This is a genomic window from Actinoplanes sp. NPDC023936 (assembly GCF_040639325.1).
Lineage (GTDB): Bacteria > Actinomycetota > Actinomycetes > Mycobacteriales > Micromonosporaceae > Actinoplanes.
In genome coordinates this window covers 1-15090 of the sequence record NZ_JBEZZR010000030.1, presented here as the reverse complement: position 1 = coordinate 15090, position 15090 = coordinate 1, and the positions used below count along the sequence as shown (strand labels likewise).

The 15090-nt window shown below is 70.4% G+C and carries 15 protein-coding genes and 1 pseudogene; 6 read left to right on the top strand and 10 right to left on the bottom strand.

Annotated elements, in window-relative coordinates; all coding sequences use genetic code 11:
- Nucleotides 1–123 precede the first annotated feature (123 nt).
- The 6 genes from AB0F72_RS30220 to AB0F72_RS30195 all read right to left on the bottom strand — a co-directional run bounded on the left by AB0F72_RS30220 (nt 124) and on the right by AB0F72_RS30195 (nt 5010).
- Nucleotides 124–1236 carry a hypothetical protein gene (locus AB0F72_RS30220; protein WP_360438051.1) on the bottom strand — a complete coding sequence of 371 codons (1113 nt, stop codon included), beginning with the start codon at nt 1234–1236 and terminating at the stop codon, nt 124–126.
- Nucleotides 1236–1733, bottom strand: coding sequence for a SigE family RNA polymerase sigma factor (locus AB0F72_RS30215; protein ID WP_360438048.1), 498 nt, complete (start codon nt 1731–1733; stop codon nt 1236–1238). The genes AB0F72_RS30220 and AB0F72_RS30215 overlap by 1 nt, the downstream gene beginning before the upstream one ends.
- Nucleotides 1734–1908: 175 nt before the next feature.
- Complete coding sequence (locus AB0F72_RS30210; RefSeq protein WP_360438045.1) at nt 1909–2091, bottom strand: hypothetical protein; 183 nt, start codon at nt 2089–2091, stop codon at nt 1909–1911.
- Between the two features lie 5 nt (nt 2092–2096).
- Nucleotides 2097–3065 (bottom strand): aldo/keto reductase, encoded by a 969-nt coding sequence (locus tag AB0F72_RS30205; protein ID WP_360438042.1) that lies wholly within the window; start codon nt 3063–3065, stop codon nt 2097–2099.
- An 89-nt stretch (nt 3066–3154) separates the two neighbouring features.
- The gene (locus AB0F72_RS30200; RefSeq protein ID WP_360438039.1) at nt 3155–3835 is read right to left on the bottom strand and encodes a response regulator transcription factor; all 681 of its coding nucleotides are present in this window, start codon (nt 3833–3835) and stop codon (nt 3155–3157) included.
- Nucleotides 3832–5010: a histidine kinase gene (locus tag AB0F72_RS30195; RefSeq protein ID WP_360438036.1), complete on the bottom strand. Its 1179-nt coding sequence runs from the start codon at nt 5008–5010 to the stop codon at nt 3832–3834. Before AB0F72_RS30195 ends, AB0F72_RS30200 begins: the two co-directional genes overlap by 4 nt.
- Before the next feature lie 171 nt (nt 5011–5181).
- Between AB0F72_RS30195 and AB0F72_RS30190 the strand changes: the two genes are divergently transcribed.
- Both AB0F72_RS30190 and AB0F72_RS30185 read left to right on the top strand, forming a co-directional pair.
- Nucleotides 5182–7332, top strand: a complete 2151-nt coding sequence (locus AB0F72_RS30190; RefSeq protein WP_360438033.1) for an MMPL family transporter — start codon at nt 5182–5184, stop codon at nt 7330–7332.
- A gap of 162 nt (nt 7333–7494) precedes the next feature.
- Nucleotides 7495–7587: pseudogene (locus AB0F72_RS30185) on the top strand (transposase); the annotation flags it as partial.
- Nucleotides 7588–7611: 24 nt separating this feature from the next.
- Here the strand turns inward: AB0F72_RS30185 and AB0F72_RS30180 are convergent.
- Both AB0F72_RS30180 and AB0F72_RS30175 read right to left on the bottom strand, forming a co-directional pair.
- Nucleotides 7612–9201 carry a DUF885 domain-containing protein gene (locus AB0F72_RS30180; protein ID WP_360438030.1) on the bottom strand — a complete coding sequence of 530 codons (1590 nt, stop codon included), beginning with the start codon at nt 9199–9201 and terminating at the stop codon, nt 7612–7614.
- 124 nt (nt 9202–9325) lie between these two features.
- A complete protein-coding gene (locus tag AB0F72_RS30175; RefSeq protein ID WP_360438027.1) occupies nt 9326–9658 on the bottom strand; it encodes a hypothetical protein in 333 nt (110 codons plus the stop codon).
- 792 nt (nt 9659–10450) lie between these two features.
- On the opposite strand from AB0F72_RS30175, the gene AB0F72_RS30170 reads away from it, so the two are divergent.
- Entirely contained in the window at nt 10451–10705 is a 255-nt protein-coding gene (locus AB0F72_RS30170) for a hypothetical protein (RefSeq protein WP_360438024.1), read from the top strand.
- A gap of 62 nt (nt 10706–10767) precedes the next feature.
- On the opposite strand, the gene AB0F72_RS30165 is transcribed toward AB0F72_RS30170, so the two are convergent.
- Complete coding sequence (locus AB0F72_RS30165; protein WP_360438021.1) at nt 10768–10953, bottom strand: hypothetical protein; 186 nt, start codon at nt 10951–10953, stop codon at nt 10768–10770.
- A 567-nt stretch (nt 10954–11520) separates the two neighbouring features.
- On the opposite strand from AB0F72_RS30165, the gene AB0F72_RS30160 reads away from it, so the two are divergent.
- The 3 genes from AB0F72_RS30160 (at nt 11521) to AB0F72_RS30150 (ending at nt 14201) form a co-directional block, all read left to right on the top strand.
- The gene (locus tag AB0F72_RS30160; RefSeq protein ID WP_360438018.1) at nt 11521–12345 is read left to right on the top strand and encodes an SAM-dependent methyltransferase; all 825 of its coding nucleotides are present in this window, start codon (nt 11521–11523) and stop codon (nt 12343–12345) included.
- 229 nt (nt 12346–12574) lie between these two features.
- A complete protein-coding gene (locus AB0F72_RS30155; RefSeq protein ID WP_360438015.1) occupies nt 12575–13138 on the top strand; it encodes a DNA starvation/stationary phase protection protein in 564 nt (187 codons plus the stop codon).
- 607 nt (nt 13139–13745) lie between these two features.
- On the top strand, nt 13746–14201 hold the full coding sequence (locus AB0F72_RS30150; protein WP_360438012.1) for a hypothetical protein: 456 nt from the start codon (nt 13746–13748) through the stop codon (nt 14199–14201).
- A gap of 224 nt (nt 14202–14425) precedes the next feature.
- Here the strand turns inward: AB0F72_RS30150 and AB0F72_RS30145 are convergent, their stop codons facing one another.
- Nucleotides 14426–14803, bottom strand: a complete 378-nt coding sequence (locus AB0F72_RS30145; RefSeq protein WP_360438009.1) for a nitroreductase/quinone reductase family protein — start codon at nt 14801–14803, stop codon at nt 14426–14428.
- Nucleotides 14804–15090 lie beyond the last annotated feature (287 nt).

The following is a 15090-nucleotide window of genomic DNA, read 5'->3' as shown; positions in this document are numbered from 1 at the left end:
CCGATTTCGCCTGATCAGCGGCATAGTTCGCCTGATCGGACACGTCGGCACGACGACGCCGGCAGCGGGGATCGAGGTCGGCACCACAAGCCCCGCTGCGCGGCGGCGGGCCACAGCGGCTCGTCACTCGGTCAGCGGCAGCCAGGTGTCCAGGTCGCCGCAGTCGCTGACGGTGAGTTCCCCGGCCATCCGCATCGCGTCCGCCTCCGGGATCCGGGTGCTGTCCGCGACGCTCAGCTGAAGGTGGCAGGCCCCGGTGTCCACGACGACGATGCTGCCGCCCTCGGCCGGTGCGAGCGCGTCGTTCGGCCGGTCCACGTACCAGGCGTCGTGCCCGCCGACCCGCTGCGGCGCCGGCAGCGCCGGGCGGATCATCTCCCAGTCACGGTCGCCCTCGCCCGTCACCGCGAAGACGGTCATCGACACGTCCCCTGCCGGCCCGCTGTCGTATCCGTACGTCACCGCCGCCGACTTGCCGCTGAGCAGCGCGGAGTCGTGCAGTTGCAGCCCGGTGACCCGCAGGCCCGGCGCGAGCCAGCCGAACCGGAACGGCGCGCGGACCGGCTGCGGCGGATCCTGGACCCGCAGGTCGCGCGCCACCTCGATCAGGTCCGCCCGTACCGCCGGCGTCACCGAGTGCCGGAACAGGACGACCCAGGCGCCGGAGGGCTCCTGCCAGCCGAGGGCCGGCCCGTTCGTCAGCGCCGGGGCGTTCCGGCCGTCCAGGGACATGTCCTCCTCGACCGGCAGGTCCGGCGCGTACCAGGCCTGCCGCCCGCCGACGGTGACCGGCTCCCCCCGGCGCAGCGCGGCCGGGTCGTAGGCGCCGGGGTCGAACACCAGCACGCCGGCACCCTCGTTGACGGTCAGCTGGTCGGGCCGGGCGGCGGTCACCGCGGCCCGGTGGACGACCTGGGCCTGCTCGCGGTCGCCGGCGCTGCTGCGCCACGGGATCACGAAGTCGGAGCCGGGCGCCATCGCGGCGGACAGTTCGGTCACGCTCCGGAACGGCGGCGGCGCCTCGGCGGGGTCCGGCGGGGTCGTCTCGCGCAGGGCCAGCGGCACTGTCACCGCCGCGGCGGCCACCGCGACCACGGTGGCGGCGCCCTGGACGATCCGCCGTCGGCGCCGGATCCGCCCTGCGCCGGCGCGGGCCCGTTCCACCATGCCGGCTCCGTCCGGCGCGGCCTCGGCGCGGCGCGCCAGCGATTGCTGAAGATCTTCGAGGGTACGCATCACAGCACCTCCACTGGCGGGGCGGTTGTCGGGCTCAACTCGACGCGGAGCGTGGCCAGCGCCCGGCTCGCGTACCCGCGGACGGTCGTGGGCCGGCACCGGAGCACCTCAGCGATCTCCGGGTCGCTGAGACCCTCGTAGTAGCGCAGCACGATCACCGCGCGTTGCTGGCGGGGCAGCCCGCCGAGCAGCCGCCACACCTCCTCATCGGGCCGGTCCGGCGCCGGTTCCGCCGCTGCGGCGGTGTCCCGCGTGGTCCAGCTCAGCGGCACGGTCGGTACCCGTCGCCGCCGCAGGAACGACAGATACTCGTTGGTCAGCATGGTGCGGACGTAGGCGTACGGTTCTTCCAGCGCACCGATCCGGCGCCACTTCAGCAGCGCCTTGGTCAGCACGTCCTGCACCAGGTCGCTCGCCTGCTCCCGGTCGCCGGACAGCAGGATCGCGTACCGCAGCAGAGCCGGCAACCGCGCCGCCGCGAACTCCTCGAACTGCACATGTCCCTCCCCGTCGATGTGTCGCCGATAGAAGAACGCGAACCCGCCTCGATTTGTTGTGCCGGTGGCCCTCTTCCCGAACGACCCCGGACTTGGATACGAACTGACCACCCCGCCATGGCTCGGAATCCGCCGGAATGATCCTCACGACCCCCGCAGCCGGCTTCCTGAAGGGTCAGGCAGCGCCCGACGACCAGGCGCTCGACGCCTGGCCCGGACGCGCCGTCCAGCATCGGGCCGACCGGGTGATCGGCGACATCGGCATCTGGCTCCCCGCGAAGCCGGACGCCGCCCCGATATCGGCTTTCAGTTCCACCCCGCGTACCACGGCAAGGGTTACGAGGTGGATCGCGCTCACCTGGCTCACCACCAGTAGTTGTCCTGGGGCAGGTAAGGCGCCTCCAGCTGAGCGATCTCGTCCTCGGTCAGCGTGAGGTCGAGGGCGGCGACCGCGTCCTGGAGGTGGTGCGGCTTGGTGGCTCCCACGATCGGGCAGGAGACGACCGGCTTGGACAGCACCCAGGCGAGCGCCACCCGCGCCATCGCGACGCCGCGAGCCTCCGCGACCTGCTGAATCGCGTGCACCACGGGCTCGTCGACGTCGCGGTCGAACGCCTTGGCGACGTTGTCCGACGACGACCGGGCCGTCTGCTGCCCCCACGGCCGGGCGGCGCGCCCCTTCGCCAGCGGGGAGTACGGCGTCAGGCCGACACCCTGATCGAGGCACATCGGGATCATGTCGCGCTCTTCCTCACGTTTGAGCACGTTGTACTGGTCCTGCATGGCCGCGAACGTCGTCCACCCGTTCACCACGGCGGCGTGCTGTGCCTTCGCGAACTGCCACGCCCACATCGAGGACGCGCCGAGATAGCGCACCTTGCCGGCCCGGACCAGGTCGTCGAGGGCCCGCATGGTCTCCTCGACCGGCGTCTCGGGGTCGAAGCGGTGAATGTAGTAGACGTCGATGTAGTCGGTGCCCAGCCGGCGCAGCGAGGCATCGGCCTGTTCCAGGATCGCCGCGCGGGACAGCCCGCTGCCGCCCGGTCCGTCATGCGTCTTCCCGCTGACCTTGGTGGCCAGCACGATGTCCTCCCGCCGCGAGAACCGGCGGATCGCCCGCCCGACGAACTCCTCCGAAGTGCCACCCTGGTACACGTTCGCGGTGTCCCAGAACGTCACACCAAGCTCGACGGCCTGCCGGAAGAACGGCGCGGCGGCCTCCTCGTCCAGGGTCCACTGGTGCATGCCGGCCGCGGCCTGGCCGTAGCTCATGCACCCCAGCCCGATCCTGCTCACCCGCAGCCCGGTCCGGCCGAGCCGTGTGTACTCCACCGCGATACCTCCCTAAGTCGGCTCTCCGTCGGCTCTCCGTCGGCTTTCCATCGGCTCTGCGTCGGCTCTGCGTCGGCTCTCCGCCGACTTCAGTCGGCGAGGACGTCGCTGGGGCGCACCAACGCGTTCTGGTACGCGATCACCACCAGCTGTGCCCGATCACGGGCGTTCAGCTTGACCATCGTACGGTTGACGTGGGTCTTCACGGTCAGCGGCGACACGTAGAGGCGCTGCGCGATCTCGTCGTTGGACAGCCCGTGCGCGACCAGGATCAGAATCTCCATCTCCCGCTCGGTGACCAGGTCGAGGGCGGGCAGGCGGCGGGTCACCGGCGGCTGGATCTGGTGGATGAACCGGCTCACCAGGCCTCGGGTGGCCCGCGGCGACAGCAGCGCCTCGCCGCCGGCGACGACCCGGATCGCGGTGACCAGCTCCGGCGGGGCGACGTTCTTGCCGAGGAACCCGCTCGCGCCGGCCTGCAACGCCAGCACCACGTTGTCGTCGTTGTCGAACGTGGTGAGCACCAGGACGCGGACCCCCGCCAATCGCTCGTCGGCGCAGATGCGCCGCGTCGCCTCGATGCCGTCCATGTGCGGCATCCGGATGTCCATCAGCACCACGTCGACCCGCGCGGAGTGGCAGAGATCCACGGCCTCCTTGCCGTCGCTCGCCTCGCCGGCGACCTCGAAGCCGGGCTCCGCATCGACGATCATGCGAAAACCGGCCCGGATCAGGGCCTGGTCGTCGGCGAGCAGGACACGAATCGTCACCCCAAGATCCTTTCAGAGGCCGACACCGCGACGGGCAGCACCGCACGCACCCGGAACCAGCCACCGGGAAGCGGCCCCGCCGTGATGGTCCCGTGCGCGACGGCCGCGCGTTCGCGCATGCCGAGCAGCCCGTAACCCGACCCGGAACGCCGCGGCCCCGGCCACGCGATCCGGTTGGTCACCTGGATCGTGACGGCGTCCCGCTCGTACTCGATGTCCAGCAGCGCCTCGCCGTCGCCGTACCGGTGCGCGTTCGTCAGGGCCTCCTGCACGATCCGGTAGGCGGCCAGATCCGCGATCGCCGGCAGCGGCCGGGCGTCACCGCGCTGCTGCGACCGCACGGCGAAGCCCGCCGTCCGCAGGGTGCCGAGCAGGTCGTCGAGCCGGTCCAGGCCGGGCAGCGGCTCGGTGAGCACGACCTCGTCCGGGTCGCGCAGCACGCTGATCACCGACTTGATCTCCTCCAGGACCGTGTCGGCAGCGCCGCGGATGTGCTCGAGGACCGGCCACACCCTCTCCGGATCGTTGCGCAGCACGTGTCCGGCCGCGCCCGCGTGCACGCTGATCACCGCGATGTGGTGCGCCACCACGTCGTGCAGCTCCCGGGCGATCCGCAGACGCTCATCGATCACCCTGCGTTGTGCCTCCTGCTCGCGGGTCTGTTCCGCCTGGCGTGCCCTCTCGGTCACCTCCTGGATGTACGCCCGGCGCATGCGCACCGAGTCACCGGCGCCCGCGCCGCCGAAGAAGAACGCGAACAACGCGATCTGATGCCAGCCCCACCAGCCGGCGTAATCGCTGATCAGACTGGTGACCACCAGCGAGATCCACACCGTGCGCGCATAGAACCACGGCCGGCGGCGAGGGCTGTGGAGCGCTGCCGCATAGGTCAGCGCGCCGGTGGTGACGAACAAGCCCGGCACCCCGTGGTCGGCCGGGATCGTGATGATCGTGAACGCCGTGGCCGTGGCGAGCACCCCGACCGGGTGCCTGCGGCGCAGCAGCGAGGCGACGACCGAGAACACCGCCGCCAGCACGATCAGCCGTGTCGTCTGTGCCCAGGGCTGCAGCGTCAGGGTGATCACGGCGAGCGCGGCGGCCAGGGTGACGTCACTGACCCAGGTCATGTGCCGGGCCAGCCACGGTGGCACCCACGGAGCGCTCGCGTCGTACATGTCCACGACCGTAGGCCGTCGCGGCGGCGGCATCATCCTGTTCACGCAGTATCCCCGGCTCGCCGATTTACTGCGTTCGCAGTACCCGCGATGCCTGCGCTGACAGGACGACCACAGCTCCGTTTGCCGGGATCGTGATGCGCGCAGCGTTCACGACCAACGGAGGACTGCGTGGCTACCCTGCTCTACCGGCTCGGCCGGTTCTCGTACCGGCGGCGCCGGCTCACCCTCGGCGCCTGGCTGTTGCTGCTCGCGGTCGCCACGCTCGGCGCGCTGACCCTGTCGAAGCCGACGTCCGGCGCGTTCGAGATCCCCGGCACCGAGTCGTCGAAGGCGCTGACGATCCTGGAGGAGAAGTTCGGCGGCGGCTCCGACGCGGCCTCGGCGAGAGTCGTGTTCACCGTCTCCGGGGACGCCGAGATCACCGGCGCTGACCTTGCCGGCACGGTCGCCGCGCTGGAAAAGGCGCCGCAGGTGGCCTCGGTCGCCGACCCGGTCGTCTCGCAGGACGGGCAGACCGCGTATGCGACGGTCACCTACTCCGTTCCGGTGACCGACGTCAGCATCGAGAACCGGGAGGCGATGCTCGCCGCCGGCGAGACCGCGAGGGCCGCCGGCATCGGTGTGGAGTTCTCCGGTGAGGTCACCAAGACCACCGAGATGAGCCACACCTCCGAGGCCCTCGGCGTGGCCGTCGCAGCGGTCGTCCTGATCATCACCTTCGGGTCGCTCGTCGCGGCGGGGCTGCCGCTGCTGACCGCGCTGATCGGCGTCGGGCTCGGCATGCTCGGCATCCAGATCGCCACCGGATTCCTCGACCTGTCCGCCACCACCCCGGTGCTCGCGACCATGCTCGGCCTGGCGGTCGGCATCGACTACGCGCTGTTCGTCGTCTCCCGCTACCGCGGCGAGCTGGCCGCCGGCCGCGACGGCGAGGAGGCCGCCGGACGGGCTGTCGGCACCGCCGGATCCGCCGTGGTCTTCGCCGGCCTGACCGTGATCATCGCGCTCGCCGCGCTCAGCGTCACCGGCATCCCGTTCCTGGCCGCGATGGGCTGGGCCGCCGCCGGCACGGTCGCCGTCGCCGTGGTCGTCACCCTGAGCGTGGTGCCCGCGATCCTCGGCTTCGCCGGCCGCAAGATCCTGCCCCGGAAGCACCGCGACGCACCGGGCCAGCCCGCCCACAAGGTCACGTTCGGCGAGCGCTGGGGCCGGGGCGTGCTCAAGCACCGCTGGGCCGCGCTGCTGGTCTCGCTCGGCCTGATCGCCGCGGTCGCCGTCCCGGCCCTGGACCTGCGCCTGGCCATGCCCGACGACTCCACCGCCGCGGTCGACTCCACCCAGCGCAAGGCCTACGACCAGCTCGCCGACGGCTTCGGCGCCGGCTTCAACGGCCCGCTCGTCGTGGTGGTCGAGGGAGCCGCCGCCCAGGGCGACACCGTCACGAAGGCCATCGCCGGGCTCGACGACGTCGTCACGGTCACCCCGCCGGTGCTCGACAAGGCTGCCGGCGACACCGCGATGCTGACCGTCATCCCCGCCTCCGGCCCGACCAGCGAAGCCACCACCGACCTGGTGCACGCCATCCGCGGCCTCGGCATCACCGGCCTGGCCGTCACCGGCGCCACCGCCGTCAACATCGACATCTCGGAGAAGCTGAGCGACGCGCTCGTCCCCTACCTCGCGATCGTCGTCGGCCTCGCGTTCCTTCTGCTCATGCTCGTCTTCCGCAGCCTGCTCGTGCCGATCAAGGCGACCGTCGGGTTCCTGCTGTCCGTGGCGGCGGCGTTCGGCGCCATCGTCGCGGTCTTCCAGAACGGCCACCTCGCCGGCCTGTTCGGCGTGGAGACGACCGGTCCGCTCGTCAGCGTCATGCCGATCTTCCTGATCGGCATCCTGTTCGGCCTCGCCATGGACTACGAGGTCTTCCTGGTCACCCGCGCCCGCGAGGAATTCGTCCACGGCGCCTCCCCCGACGACGCCATGGTCTCCGGCATGAAGCACGGCGCCCGCGTCGTCACCGCCGCCGCCCTCATCATGATCAGCGTCTTCGCCGGCTTCATCCTCGCCGACGACACCATCATCAAGAGCCTCGGCTTCGCCCTGGCCTTCGGCGTCGCCGTTGACGCCTTCCTAGTCCGGATGACCATCGTCCCCGCCGTGATGTCCCTGCTCGGGCGCGCGGCGTGGTGGCTCCCCGGCTGGCTCGACCATCTCCTCCCCAACATCGACGTCGAGGGCGAGCAGCTCACCAAGCAGCTCGCCGCCCCGGCCCGGCCGGACGAGCCGCGGGAGAAGGAGTTCGCCGCCACGAGTTCCTGACCCCGCACCCCGGGGACGCGGGCGGCGCTGCTGCCACCGCCCGCGTCCCCTCGCCGGCCTACCAGGTCCAGTCCTGCTCCGGTTCGTGCGTGAGCTGCTGGCCGCGGAGAACCTGACCCCGCTGACCCGGACCCGCAGGGACCGGCCTGCGCCACACCGACCGATGGACGCCCGGAAGCGCACCCGCGCCGCGAGATCGTCGACGTGATCCGCTATCTGGTCGACAACGGCTGCACGTGGCGAGCCCTGCCCGGCGGCGGATCCGGGCCTGACGGGTGGCTATCCGGTCAGCGCTGTCCTCAGCTGGCCCAATCCCAGCGAACCTACGTTCAGCGCCCGACGATGGAACGCTCGCTGGTCGCCGCTAAAGGACGCGCGGCCGGCCAGCCACACCCGCTCACCCACCTTGTAGGTCAGCGCCTGGCCTGGCCTGCCCAGATAACGCGCGAGCTCCGGGGACGCGTACGGCCCTTGATGGCAACGATCTTGCAGCAGCTGCAGCGCGGCATCCGGCGTCCATGATGCGCCGCCACCGGACGGCACCGGCAGCCGCAGGTGCAGACCGATATCGAGTACGACCCGTGCGGCCCGCAGTAGATGCGAGAACAGATACCCCAGTCGTGCGCCCGGCTGCTCGTAGTACCCGAGTTCGTCCATGAACCGCTCGGCGTACAGCGCCCAGCCCTCCTGGCAGCCGGAGAGCCCGCCGAGCAGGCTCAGTCGTTGCCCGAGGCCGCCCTGGCATGCCTCATGACCGATGTGAAGATGGTGGCCGGGAACGCCCTCGTGGTACGCGGTGCTCTGGGCCCACCAGGTGGGGAAGCTCTCCTGCCCCTCGGGCAGGAGCCACCAGACCCGGCCCGGCCGCGTCAGGTCCCGCGACGGCCCGGTGTAGGCGATGCCGCCCGACACCGTCACTCGGGACTCGATGCGCCGCAGCGGCGCGGGGATGTCGAAATACACGCCGTCCACCTGTTCGATGGTGGCCTCCAGCAGCTCCTGCAGCCATGCACCGAACGCTGCCCGGCTGTGCAGGATACCCGGCGCGCCGGGCTCCTCGAGCCGATCGATCACCTCGGGGACGGTCCCGCCCAGGGCCTTCGCTTCTGCGACCAGCTCCGCCTCGATCCTGGTGAACTCGTCCCAGCCCCAGGCGTAGAGCTCGCGCAGATCCGGCTCGGTTCCGAGGAAGTTCCGCACCCAGAGTTCGTATCGCTGCGGCCCGAAAGCCTCCTGGCTGCGCGCCTGCGGCGCCAGGTCCGCGGTCAGCGTCGCAGCCAGTTTCTGGTACGCCACGCGAGCCTGCTGCGCCGCTGCCTGCTGCCGCCCACCGCCGTAGCGCTCGACCAGGGCGATGTCATCGTCGACCCAGTTGCGGCAGCGCTGCGTCACGAGCTCCACCTGGCGCTGCGTCGGCAGGTGACCGCGCTCGGCAGCGAGCAGGAGGCTGCTGGTGTACCCGGTCAAGGCGACGGGTATCGCGGCCTGACGCGCGGCGACGCGAGCCCAGCCGTCCTCGTAGGCTGCGCCCTCAGCGTCACGGCCGGGCACCGCGGCCTCGACCGACTGCCGGATCAGCTGGAGCGGGCCGGTGGCCGCCGCATGCAGTTCCCGCAGATCCTCCCCGGCCTCGTGAAAGGCGATACGGGCCCGCAGCCGTTCGACAAGATGAGCATGCAGCGGGCTCGTCGCAGGCAGGGTTTCCAGGTCGCGCAGGGCCGAGGCACCGAGATCGGCGCGAGCCTGGTGACCGTCCGGACTGTAGTCGGTGAGCCCATCGACATCTTGCTCGCCAGCGTCCACCACCGCCGTGCAAGGGTCGAGGCGGGCCATGTCGCGCAGGAGCCGGCTCGCGAAGTCCTCGATCACGGACGCGATGCTAACGCTATGTCCTAATTGCACGCGATGGCTTACGTCCACGCCTCGTGTTGGTCGAGACGGCTACCACGCGCGTTCTCTGCGGCACGAGAGCACGTTCCGCCGCTGCAGTCGTTCATTCCTGAGGTGTCTGCCCTGCCAGTACGCGGCGGCGCCGTTTCTCGTATTCGGCGGCGGTGATGACGCCCAGGCCGTACCTGCCGTGATAGTTACAGCTGTACCCGATTCCGAAGCTCTGGACCGTGTCCTCCAGGCCTACCCACGTCACTTGGACGTGCTGCGGGGCCGGCTCCCAGATGACGCCGGGATGCCCGTGCCAGAGGCGGTCGCACAGGGGCGGCGGGTCGCCCACACCCACCATCAGATCGTCGGTGGTCGTCTCACCGAGATATTCGACGTAGAGGCCATTTGCCAACCTGCCAGTGGTCAGAACATCGTGCGTACCCACCGGAGGAGCCTAGATCAGCGGTCCGACCAAGCACGCGACCCGGCCGCGACGGCCAGGCCGTTCGTGACTGCTCGGACCGCGGCAGTAAGGACCGAGGACCGCTACGGCGGTCTCGGTCGAACGAGCCTCTACGACTCTGGCGATGACTGGAACTGCTTCGAGATCACGGGGATCGAATTTGAGCAAGCTTGGATCCCGGACGGAGAGTGACGGCCCTGCCGTTCACGAGTGACCGGATCTCAGCAGAACAATGAACGCCGCATGGGCTCCAAGATTGCTTATCCTGTTTCGAGATTCCCGCAGAACGCGGATGGGTGGCGATCATGACCGGAGCTCATGTGAGGTATTAGTGATTTCTGTTGGCCGGTTTCCGGTGAGGGCGGCGACAATGGGGTCATGGCGCAGCTTTCTTTATTTCCCGTGAGGCATCTGCGGGACCCTGCTGCGCGTCGCAATTATTCTCCGGAGGGGGAGCGTTTCCGGCGTGAGCACGAGCGGCATCGCGCGTGGGGCCTTGTGCAACGGCACGCTCGGCGGCTTCGTCAGTTGCGTGATCAGATGGAGGCTCCGGCGGCCGCGGAGCCGGCACCACAAGTCCCGGCGTTGCCGGCCACCCCGGCGCCGTGCGATCCGCCGCCGTCCGCAGCTGCTGCTTCGCCCCTTGCTCCGGCTGCGTCCGTGGCTGGCGCTGCGTCCGTGGCTGGCGCTGCGTCCGTGGCTCGCGCATCGTCGGCAGGTGTGACTTCGTCCGTGGCTCGCGCTCCCTCCGGAGTTCAGGTGCAGTCTGCGACCGTGCCAGCGACCGCGCATCAAACATCGGCGGCCGATGCGCCGGCTGCCGAGGCGGAGACGCTGACCGCGGATCGGGCAACGGCGCTCAAGCGCTCACGCCGGGTGCCGGCACCAATGGTTCAAGATCTCCGACGCAAAATGATCGGCCGGTTTCCCGAACTCATGGAAGGGCTGCTGTTCACGCGCGGTAAGCGCCGGAAAGGGAACGGTCCGAAGAATGGCAGAGGTCCGCCGCGCAGCGGAACCGACAAATGACACCGGAGCCAGCCGCGATCTCTGAAACACCGACGGCATAAGCCTTCGCGGGAATGACGCACTCACATCAGAAAGAAGACGAAGTAAGCCCCAAACGAGGTTCCTTCGTCGTACGACTCGGCTGCACCCTCCTCCTCCAGGTCCACCAGGAAGTCCTCCACCTGCTCAATCCATGGCAGCGGATAGGCGCCGGGCGGGAGATTGGGAGTCGGAGTCAGCGGTACATGAATCTCAACGAGCAGCGCCACAACGAGATCGCCCTACCTACGGGCATACGGATCAAGCCGAACCACTTGGTGGCTGCGATTACACCATAGGTGATCGGGCTGTCCCTCGATCCGGAGCACCGGCGCCGGATAGCGTGGCTGCCGTGCTGGCACGCGTGATTCGCATTCGATCGGTGGACACCAATCCTCCGGGCGATCCCCACCGGCTGCTGGACCGGCCGCTCCCCGATGCCGAGCGGTTCGCCAAGGCCGCGACCGTGGTGACCACGCTCTACAGTGAGCACCTCGCCGCTGGCACGCCGCTGGTGGCGAAGACCTCGTGGGTCAGGTTCATCCCGGCCGACATGCCGGACATCGTCGGCTACGCCGCCGGAGCCGGCGACGCCTCCCTCGGGCTGGGCGAGGTGCACGAGGTCCCCTTCGATCGCGCCGTGCTCGGCCTGCCTGATCGGGAACGTCGGTTCGCGATCCTCGACTGGCTGGGTGGGGAAGGTGGAGCGCTTCGCCGTCGGCTCGTGACCACGCGCGTCGGGACGCCGCGCGTTTATGATGCGGCTGCGGGTTCGCAACCGGGCCTCGGGGAGGGTCGTGGCGATCAGCAGGGAGGCGAGGACCGCCGTCGGCGCCGGCATGATGCGGGCGCTCGAAGGTCATGCCCGCCGTCCGCTGTTCTCCGATCCGCTGGCCGAGCGCCTGCTCACCGGCTGGCCCGCCGTCATCGTCGCGAACCCTGCGCTGCGCTGGGCGTTCCTGCGCGCGCTCGAACGGGTCGGGCCCGGCTTCTACGGGGCGGTCGTCTGCCGTACCCGGGTGATCGACGACGCCTGCCGCGACGCGCTCGCCGGCGGTGTGCGGCAGGTGGTCCTCATCGGCGCGGGGATGGACACCCGGCCGTACCGGATGCCGGAGATGACCCGGGCGCGGGTGTGGGAGCTGGATCTGCCGGCGGTGCAGGCGGAGAAGCGGGTGGCGCTGGCCCGGGTTCTGCCAGAACCCGCCGGCCACGTGCGCTACGCGCCACTGGACCTGGTCACGCAACCGGTCGGCGACGTGCTGGCCGAGGCGGGCGCCGACCCGGCCGCGCCGACCCTGGTGCTCTGCGAAGCGGTGGTGATGTACCTACCGGGCGGCGCCACTGACCGCCTGCTCGCCTACGCCGCCGGGCTGGCGCCGGGCAGCCGGCTCGTGCTGACCTATCTGCCGCGCAGCGTCCACGACGATCCGCGCTTCGCCGGCTGGAGGCGGCGGCTGGGCTTGCGGACCGCCGCCGACCCGCCCGAACTGGCCCGCCGGCTGGCCGCCTGCGGGCTGCTCGTCCACGCCGACCTCGGTGCCGAGGAGCACCAGGGACTGCTGCGGGACCGCCGGATGGGCGTTTTCGCCGGCGAGCGGACCGTGATCGCCGGCAAGTGAGCCACCGGGCTCAGCCCCGGCGGCTGCCGGGCCGGAGTGCGAGCGTGCCGGCGGCGACGCCGAGCAGTGCGGGGATGCCGATCAACGCCACGGCGTCCCGCCGGCTGTTCGCGTCCGACTCCAGGTACGGCTGCCGCCACCGGGCAGCCTTGTTTGCGGCGTGCCGTGCCGGGCATTGGCCTCAGGGATTCGCACCGAGAGGATCTCGAAACGAGAGGATAGGCCGACGATGGCACGCAAGAACGACACCGCAGTCAACTACACGGTTCCGGGGCTCAAGCCGGACGCCGCCGCCCAGGTCGTGTCGACGCTGCAGGACCGCCTCAACGCGCTCAACGACCTCGCCCTGACTCTCAAGCACGTCCACTGGAACGTGGTCGGCCCGACCTTCATCGCCGTGCACACCATGCTCGACCCGCAGGTCGACGGGGTCCGGTCCATGGTGGACGCGACAGCGGAGCGGATCGCCACGCTGGGTGGCTCCCCCATCGGCACGCCGGGTGCCTTGGTCGCCCAGCGCACCTGGGACGACTACTCGATCGGCCGGGCCGGCGCGGACGCGCACCTGGCGGCGCTGGACCTGGTTTACGCCGGTGTCATCCAGGACCACCGGGCCGCCATCGAGAAGACCGAGGAGCTCGACCCGGTCACCGAGGACCTGCTGGTCAGCCAGGCCGGCGTGCTGGAGCAGTACCACTGGTTCATCCGCGCCCACCTGGAGAACCCGGACGGCACCCTGAAGACGGCCGGCGCCCCCACCGAGAAGGCCGCGGCCCGCAAGACGAAGCGCTGATCGACCCGGAACACGGCGGGGCCGCGGAGCGATTCCGCAGCCCCGCCGCACGGCGGTGTCGTCTCAACCCGCCGCACGGCGGTGTCGTCTCAACCCGGCGCACGGCGGTGTCGTCTCAACCCGGCGATCGGGCGTCCGATAGACGCGGCAGGCACGGACGCAGGTACGGCCTCGAGCCGGACCGTATCGCCGAGGAGAACGCTGTGACGAACGAGGACGGCGCGAACAGCAACGCCACCCACCAGTACGGGCCGACACCACCCCCACCGCCGCCCTGGGCCATGCCCCCCCGCCCCGAAGTCGCCCTGGCTGGGCCGGCGCGGCGCTGTGGTGGCGGCCGGTGTGGCGGGCCTGCTGGTGCTCAGCGGCGGTGCGGCGTTCGGCGTCACCGCGTACGCCAAGCACGGGGTGTGCTCGGCCGTCGCCGACGACGCCGCGTCACTGGTGGACGTGGCGAACGTCGACACGGGAGCCGGCGACATGGAGGCCGGCGCGGCGCTCGGCGAGGTCCGGGACCGACTGGAGGCCAAGGCCCGGCTGCTGGTGACGAACTCCGAACTCCGAACTGCGCTCCGCGGTACGGGGTCTGGCCGCCGACGTCGGTCAGATGGAGACGCTGCGGCAGGCCATCACCGCGGATCCCAGCGCCGGCATGGGCAACTATCTCGCCGAGGCGGTGTCGCTGTTCGGGTCGTTGAACACGCACGTCCGCCAGGTTCAGCTGGCGTGCGGGCTGCCGGCCACCGGGATCCCGATGAACGCGGACAGCGAGTCGGACGCCACTGCCGGCACGGTGGCCGACACCTCGTCGCAGGCGGAGGCCGAGCTGCGGGCGCTGCAGTGCCGGCAGACCATGGACCAGCTCAACGAGACCTTGATCGACACTCGGCAGCAACGTGACGCCGCGATGATGGACCTGCTCGAACCGGACAGCGACGCCTACAGCACCACGGCGCTCGTCGACGCGTACAACGAGCAGTTGCACGAAATCATGGAGCAGCAGACGAGTCTGGAGCAGTCCGTGGAGTGCTCCGGCACGCAGCTCGACCGCTGGTACTACTGAGGCCCGCGGACGGCGGCAGCAGGCGCATCATGTGCCGCCGCTGAGCGCCGGCGGCCGGCCGGAGAGCCGGGGTCGTTCGGTACTGCCCACGCGAGACACCGACCGCAGCGCGAATATCGCTGCCGCCTCCCGGAACTGCGTGTGATCTTCCGGCACGTCCCAGCTCGAAACCGGGTCGGGCGCCACGGGATGGAGCGGGGGGCACGGGGGTCTGGAGCAGCGGCTCAGTCCAGCTCGATCTCCACCAGTGGACTTCCCTCGATCCAGCTCTCCAGGCTGCCGGCCCAGTCCAGGCCCGGCACGATCTCCCCGAACACCCGGGCGCGCTCGTCCGGGTCGGTCACGGTCCTCGCGTGTGCGCTGACGTCCCGCCCGGCGAGATGCAGGGTGAATGCCGGATGCGCTGCCAGGTTCGCATACCAGTCCCGCGCCCCTGGGCTACCGGTCAGCCAGTAGCGGCCGCTTGCCCGGTATCGCCATGTCTCGATGCGACGTGGCTGCCCGGTTCGGCGCCCGACAGTGGTGATCTCCACCGTCGTCCGCTCGTCCAGCGCCCGTCGGACCTCGTCGCTCACCGCCATGCGGTCATCCTGGACCTTCAAGCCGGGTTCATATCAAGTGCCGCACCGGCCGTGGGATCACGTCCCGGTTCGGATGCTGTCCCAGTCGGCTCGAGAGGCAGCGACCTCGGGCGTGGTCGCAGCTGCCGCGCCCCTACCGCGACGCTCCAGGATCGATGGGTCAACGTTGACGAGGTCGCACAGAACGACTTCGTGTGACTTCATCAACGCCAGGGAGCCTGTTGCTTTTTGGCTACGGTGGTTACGGGTGACTAGCCACTTTGATCCATGTTTGTGATCATTTAGGGGTGGCGAAGTGGTATCGGCCG

What these genes read in the sequence shown, in the direction of transcription:
- AB0F72_RS30220 (WP_360438051.1), bottom strand. Translation starts at nt 1,236, where the DNA reads ATGCGTACCCTCGAAGATCTTCAGCAATCGCTGGCGCGCCGCGCCGAG.
- AB0F72_RS30150 (WP_360438012.1), top strand. Translation starts at nt 13,746, where the DNA reads ATGGAGACGCTGCGGCAGGCCATCACCGCGGATCCCAGCGCCGGCATG.
- AB0F72_RS30195 (WP_360438036.1), bottom strand. Translation starts at nt 5,010, where the DNA reads ATGTACGACGCGAGCGCTCCGTGGGTGCCACCGTGGCTGGCCCGGCAC.
- AB0F72_RS30155 (WP_360438015.1), top strand. Translation starts at nt 12,575, where the DNA reads ATGGCACGCAAGAACGACACCGCAGTCAACTACACGGTTCCGGGGCTC.